The sequence below is a fragment of the Mycobacterium sp. NAZ190054 genome (genome assembly GCF_001545925.1).
Taxonomy (GTDB): Bacteria; Actinomycetota; Actinomycetes; order Mycobacteriales; family Mycobacteriaceae; genus Mycobacterium.
This window is the reverse complement of record NZ_LMVQ01000220.1, coordinates 1-6,171: the sequence shown is the minus strand read 5'-3', so window position 1 is coordinate 6,171 and position 6,171 is coordinate 1. Positions and strand designations below refer to the sequence as shown.

At 69.5% G+C, this 6,171-nt stretch carries 5 protein-coding genes and 1 pseudogene; all 6 read right to left on the bottom strand.

All coding sequences use genetic code 11. The features are described 5' to 3' along the window. The coding region (locus ASJ79_RS16115) for an NUDIX domain-containing protein (RefSeq protein WP_067956944.1) at window positions 1-792 on the bottom strand (792 nt) is incomplete at its 3' end. Then, on the bottom strand, window positions 789-1,919 hold the full coding sequence (locus tag ASJ79_RS16110; protein WP_067956941.1) for a glycosyltransferase family 4 protein: 1,131 nt from the start codon (window positions 1,917-1,919) through the stop codon (window positions 789-791). The genes ASJ79_RS16115 and ASJ79_RS16110, both read right to left, overlap by 4 nt. Continuing rightward, complete coding sequence (locus ASJ79_RS16105; protein WP_067956947.1) at window positions 1,919-2,833, bottom strand: phosphatidylinositol mannoside acyltransferase; 915 nt, start codon at window positions 2,831-2,833, stop codon at window positions 1,919-1,921. The genes ASJ79_RS16110 and ASJ79_RS16105 overlap by 1 nt, the downstream gene beginning before the upstream one ends. A 29-nt stretch (window positions 2,834-2,862) precedes the next feature. After that, window positions 2,863-3,534, bottom strand: a complete 672-nt coding sequence (gene pgsA, locus ASJ79_RS16100; RefSeq protein WP_067956939.1) for a phosphatidylinositol phosphate synthase — start codon at window positions 3,532-3,534, stop codon at window positions 2,863-2,865. Then, window positions 3,531-4,088 (bottom strand): HIT domain-containing protein, encoded by a 558-nt coding sequence (locus tag ASJ79_RS16095; RefSeq protein ID WP_067956936.1) that lies wholly within the window; start codon window positions 4,086-4,088, stop codon window positions 3,531-3,533. The genes pgsA and ASJ79_RS16095 overlap by 4 nt, the downstream gene beginning before the upstream one ends. Then, window positions 4,081-6,123: pseudogene (thrS, locus tag ASJ79_RS16090) on the bottom strand (threonine--tRNA ligase); the annotation flags it as partial. The pseudogene thrS and the gene ASJ79_RS16095, both read right to left, overlap by 8 nt. Between the last annotated feature and the right edge of the window lie 48 nt (window positions 6,124-6,171).

The following is a 6,171-nucleotide window of genomic DNA, read 5'->3' as shown; positions in this document are numbered from 1 at the left end:
CGAGCCGTTGAAGTCGATGACGGCGTCGCGGCGCCACACCGGACCCACCATCAGCTCAGGCGGCACCAGCAGTCCGGTCTCCTCGTACAGTTCCCGCGCCGCGGCCTGGGCCAACGACTCCCCGACCTGCGCCGCGCCCCCGATGGTGAACCACCAGCGGGGCGGGGGCTCGTCCCCGCCTGCGGCGGCCGGGTCGGATCCGCACAGCAGCAGCACCGCGCCGTCCCCGTCGAGCAGGATCACCCGGGCCGAGGTCCGCCTGCTCGGCGGCGCGGGTTCGCGCGCCGACAGGTCGCCGCCCTCTGCGATCTCGAAATAGGTTGGCAGCGCCGCGGTTCCCCCCAGCCGCAGGACGCGCACCAGCGGGCGTTCACGCAACGCGAGGGTGTCGCGCACCGCGTCGTTGTGGAAACGGCGCGCCAGCACCACACGCGCCTCGGCGTCGGCCAGCTCTGCGACCAGCGCGAGCGGCAGCGAGGCGGGGTTCACCCGCGCCAGGGCCGCCGACAACTCGTTCTCGGCGGCCTCCCGGCTGGGGCGTGAAGCCCGCTCCGCGGCGTCGGCCAGCGCGGCGAGCCGTCTACCCTCCGGTCCCCCGCCGTGCGCTTCGACGGCCACCGCGCGGGCCACCACCGCCCGGCGGGCCAGAGCTGCGTCGAGCGCCTGCCACGACAGGTCGTAGCGGACGTGCAGCCGGTCCAGCCGGTTGGCCGTCTGGTAGGCCCAGCCCGCGGTCAGCAGGATCACCGCGACGAGCACCGCGATGAGGACGGCGGCCAACCACGGGATCACGACGCGACCTGGATCTTCACCCCGGTGCCGGCGACGGTCTCGTACACCCGCACGATCTGCCGGGCCACCACCGACCAGTCGTACCGCTGCACCGCCTGCGTCGCGTACTCGACGTAGCGGGACCGGGCCGCGTCGTCGGCGAGCACGTCGATCAGCCCGTCGGCCAGCGCCGCGGAGTCGTCGACGGCCACCAACCGGCCCGCCGCACCGTTGTCCAGAACGCGGCTGAATGCATCCAGGTCACTGGCCACCACCGCGGTACCGGCCGCCATCGCCTCGACCAGCACGATGCCGAAACTCTCCCCGCCGGTGTTGGGCGCGCAGTACACGTCGGCGCTGCGCATCGCCGACGCCTTCTCGGCGTCGTCGACCTGCCCGAGGAACCGCAGATGCCGCGCCAGCGGCCCGGCCTGCGAACGCAGTTCGTCCTCGTCGCCGCGGCCCACCACCAGGATCTCGACGTCGCCGAACCGCTGCACCAACGCCGGCAGCGCGCCGAGCAGCACGGACATGCCCTTGCGGGGTTCGTCGTAGCGGCCCAGGAACAACACGGTGCGACCTGGCCGCGGATACCCGGGCAGCAGCGGCGCCGAGGCGAAGCTGCCCACGTCCACACCGTTGGGGATCTCCACGGCGTCGCTGCCCAGCGCTTCCATCTGCCAGCGCCGCGCCAGATCCGACACCGCGATCCGGCCGACGATCTTCTCGTGCATCGGCCGCAGGATCGGTTCGAACACCGACAGCGTCAGCGACTTCGTCGTCGACGTGTGGAAGGTGGCCACGATGGGGCCCTCGGCGATGTTGAGTGCGAGCATCGACAGGCTGGGCGCGTTGGGCTCGTGCAGATGCAGCACGTCGAAATCGCCCCGCTGCAACCACTTCTTGACCTTGCGGTGAGTGGCCGGACCGAACCGCAGCCGCGCCACCGAGCCGTTGTACGGAATCGGGACGGCCTTGCCCCCCGACACCACGAAATCGGGCAGCGAGTCGCCCGCTTCGGGCGAGGCGGGCGCCAGCACACTGACCTCGTGACCGCCGGCCCGTAAGACCTCGGCCAACTGCAACACGTGCGACTGCACACCGCCGGGCACGTCGAACGAGTACGGGCACACCATCCCGATCCGCATCAGGAAGCCTCCAGGCGGGCCCTGCGCTCGTCGGACAGATCGGCCAGCCACTGCGGCTGCATCATGTGCCAGTCCTCGGGGTGGGCGGCGATGTTCTTCGCGAACCGGTCGGCCAGGGCCTGTGTGATCGCGGTGACGTCCCCGGAGGAGGTGTCGAGTTCCGGGTAGACCTGCATGCCCCAGTCGTCCGGCTCGAACCAGCAGTGCACGGGCAGCAGCGCGGCTCCGGTGGCCACCGCGAGTTTGGCCGGGCCGGCGGGCAGCCTGCTCGGCTCGCCGAAGAAGTCGACCGGCACGCCGGTGCGCGTCATGTCCCGGTCGGCCATCAGGCACACCACCCCGTTGTCACTCAACCGGTCCCGCAACACGTCGAACGGCGGCCGGTCACCGCCGGACAGCGGAACCACCTCGAACCCGAGGCTCTCCCGGTAGGCCAGGAACCGGTGGTACAACGATTCGGGTTTGAGCCGTTCGGCGACGGTGGCGAACCTGCCGTGGTTCTGCGCCAACCACACCCCGGCCATGTCCCAGTTCCCGCTGTGCGGCAGCGCCAGCACCGCGCCCCGGCCGGCCTTCAGCGCCGTCCAGAGCAGATCGATGTCGGCGACGTGCAGCCGCCTGGCGAGGTCGTCATGATCCATCGCGGGCAGCCGGAACGCCTCACGCCAGTACCGGGCGTACGACGCCAGCGAGGCGCGCATCAGGCTTGCCGGCACCTGGTCCGGCGTCGTGCCGATCACCCGGGCCAGGTTCTTGCGCAGCTGATCGGGTCCGCCGTTGCGGGACGCCCACCAGGCCCCGGCATCGAATGTGTTGCGCGCCACCGCTTCCGGGGCCGCACGCACCAGACGCCAACCGGCGGCGTATCCCCAGTCGGTCAGGCGGCCGCTCAGCGCCGACGGCAGGGAGCGCATCCCGCCGCCCGACTCGACCGGGTGATCGGTCATTGTTCGGTGGTCTCCGGCGTGTCGCCGGCCTCACGCACCGGCAGCGGTTCCATGGCCCCGGCGGAGGTGCGCACGCTGTGCAGCCTCTGGCCCACCGTGATCACGCTCGTCACGGCCAGCATCCACATCGCGACGTCGAGCAGCCAGGGCAGCGGGAAGAACGGCAGACCGGACAGCCCCGCGCCGGTGAGCACGATGACCAGCCGTTCGGGCCGTTCGATCAGGCCACCGTCGCCGGACAGGCCGCTGGCCTCCGCACGGGCCTTGATGTACGAGATGACCTGCGACGACACCAGACAGATCATCGTGGCGACCACCAGACCGGTGCTGTGCAGGCCGAACGCCGCCCACCACAGCAGGCCGCAGAACACCGCACCGTCACTGATGCGGTCACAGGTGGCGTCCAGCACCGCCCCGAAGCGGGTGCCGCCGCCGCGCTGCCGGGCCATCGCACCGTCGAGCATGTCGGCGAGCACGAAGAACGACACCGCCACCGCGCCCCACCACAGCTGCCCGATCGGGAACAGCGTCAGCGCGGCGAGCACCGAACCCGCGGTGCCCAGGATCGTGACGCTGTCGGGTGTCAGTCCCAGTTTGAGCGCCGCCTTGGCCACCGGCCGGGACAACTTGGCGTAGGCCGCACGGGTCATCAGGTAGAAATCGCTCACTTCTGCCTGTCCCACTCGGCGGCCAGCAACTGCCGGGTGTCGCGCAGCAACTGCGGGATCACCTTGGCGTCGCCGATCACGGTGATGAAGTTGGCGTCGCCACCCCAGCGCGGCACGACGTGCATGTGCAGGTGTTCGGACAGCGATCCGCCCGCCGAGGTCCCGAGGTTGAGCCCGACGTTGAAGCCGTGCGGCCGCGACACCGCCTTCATCACCCGGATGGCCTTCTGCGTGAACGCCATCAGTTCGGCGCTCTCGGCCTCGGTGAGGTTCTCCAGTTCGGCCACCCGCCGGTACGGGACCACCATCAGGTGGCCGGGGTTGTACGGGTACAGGTTGAGCACCGCGTAGACCAGTTCACCGCGCGCGACGACCAGGCCGTCCTCGTCCGACATGTTCGGGATGTCGGTGAACGGCTCCGACGACGCCGCCGAACCGGCCTTGACCGCGTCGGCGATGTAGGTCATCCGGTGCGGTGTCCACAGCCTCTGCAGATGGTCCGGATCGCCGACGCCGCGGTCTACGATCGTGCCCTCTGGATCCACGTCACCCATCGCCCGATCCAGCGCTGGTTTCGACGAGTTCGGCTGTCGGCGTGGCATTCTCGCGCCGCCGCACCCAGTCCGCGATGGCCTCGAGCGCCCGGTCCCGCGGGACCCCGTTGATCTGCGTGCGGTCCCCGAACCGGAAGGAGACCGCCCCTGCGTCCACATCGCGGTCGCCGGCCAGCAGCATGAACGGCACCTTCTGGTTGGTGTGGTTGACGATCTTCTTGGCCATCCGGTCGTCGCTGGTGTCGACCTCGGCACGGATGCCCAGCGCGCGCAGCCGGGCCACCAGTTCGTCCAGGTACGGGATGTGGTCGTCGGCGACGGGGATGCCGACCACCTGTACCGGCGCCAGCCACGCCGGGAACGCGCCGGCGTAATGCTCGGTGAGCACACCGAAGAACCGCTCGATGGACCCGAACAGCGCACGGTGGATCAGCACCGGACGTTTACGGGTGCCGTCGGCGGCGGTGTACTCCAGCTCGAAGCGGTCGGGCATGTTGAAATCGAGCTGGATGGTCGACATCTGCCAGCTGCGGCCCAGCGCGTCGCGCACCTGCACCGAGATCTTGGGCCCGTAGAACGCCGCCCCTCCCGGGTCGGGGACTAGGTGCAGGCCCGAGGATTCGGCCACTTCGCGCAGCGTCTCGGTGGCCTCCTCCCAGATCTCGTCGGAACCGACGAACTTGTCCGGATCCTTGGTCGACAGTTCCAGGTAGAAGTCGTCGAGACCGTAGTCGGCGAGCAGGTCGAGCACGAACTGCAGCAGCCGGGCCAGCTCGTCGCGCATCTCCTCGCGGGTGCAGTAGATGTGCGCATCGTCCTGCGTCATACCCCGCACGCGGGTCAGCCCGTGCACCACGCCGGACTTCTCGTAGCGATACACGCTGCCGAACTCGAAGAGCCGCAACGGAAGTTCTCGGTAGGAGCGCCCGCGCGACCGGTAGATCAGGTGGTGCATCGGGCAGTTCATCGGCTTGAGGTAGTAGTCCTGGCCGGGTTTGCGCACCGTGCCGTCGTCGTTGTATTCGGCGTCGATGTGCATCGGCGGGAACATGCCGTCGGCGTACCACTCCAGGTGCCCGGAGGTGATGTAGAGCTGTTCTTTGGTGATGTGCGGGGTGTTGACGAACTCATAGCCGGCCTCGATGTGCTTGCGGCGCGAGTACTCCTCCAGCTCGCGTCGCACCACACCGCCCTTGGGGTGGAAAACCGGCAAGCCCGAACCCAATTCGTCGGGGAAGCTGAACAGGTCGAGCTCGACGCCGAGCTTGCGGTGGTCACGCTTCTGCGCTTCCTCGATCAGCTCCAGGTGGCGGTCGAGCGCCTCCTGCGACTCCCACGCGGTGCCGTAGATGCGCTGCAGGCTGGCGTTGTTCTGATCGCCGCGCCAGTAGGCCGCCGAACTGCGGGTCAGCTTGAACGCCGGGATGTAACGGGTGGTCGGGATGTGCGGACCGCGGCACAGATCGCCCCAAACCCGTTCCCGGGTGCGGGGGTTGAGGTTGTCATAGGCGGTGAGCTCGTCACCGCCTACTTCCATGACCTCCGGGTCGTCTGCGCCGGACTTGTCGTCGATGAGCTCGAGCTTGTAGGGCTCGGCGGCCAGCTCCTCGCGGGCCTGCTCCTTGGACGCGTACACCCGGCGCTCGAAGATCTGACCGTCCTTGACGATCTTGCGCATCTTCTTCTCGAGGGCCTCGAGGTGCTCGGGGGTGAACGGCTCGGCGACATCGAAGTCGTAGTAGAAGCCGTCGGTGATCGGCGGCCCGATGCCGAGCTTGGCGTCGGGGAACATGTCCTGCACCGCCTGCGCCAGCACGTGCGCCGCCGAGTGCCGGATGACGCTGCGTCCCTCGTCGGTGTCGGCGGCCACCGGGATCACCTCGACATCGGCGTCCGGAGCCCAGGACAGGTCCCGCAGCCGGCCCTCGGGATCCTTGACCACGACCACGGCGTCGGGGGCGGCTCCACGTACTGCGCGCCACATCTTTCCACCTTCACCTTCGACACTCCGAGCGCAGCCATCGACCGCCGGTGCTGCCGGACTTCCTCATCGGCCCGCTCCCCCTTGATCGCCAGCATCCGG

Excerpts from the sequence above, each read along its gene's own strand:
- ASJ79_RS16110 (WP_067956941.1), bottom strand. The coding sequence starts at position 1,919 with ATGCGGATCGGGATGGTGTGCCCGTACTCGTTCGACGTGCCCGGCGGT.
- ASJ79_RS16105 (WP_067956947.1), bottom strand. The coding sequence starts at position 2,833 with ATGCGCTCCCTGCCGTCGGCGCTGAGCGGCCGCCTGACCGACTGGGGA.
- ASJ79_RS16095 (WP_067956936.1), bottom strand. The coding sequence starts at position 4,088 with ATGGGTGACGTGGATCCAGAGGGCACGATCGTAGACCGCGGCGTCGGC.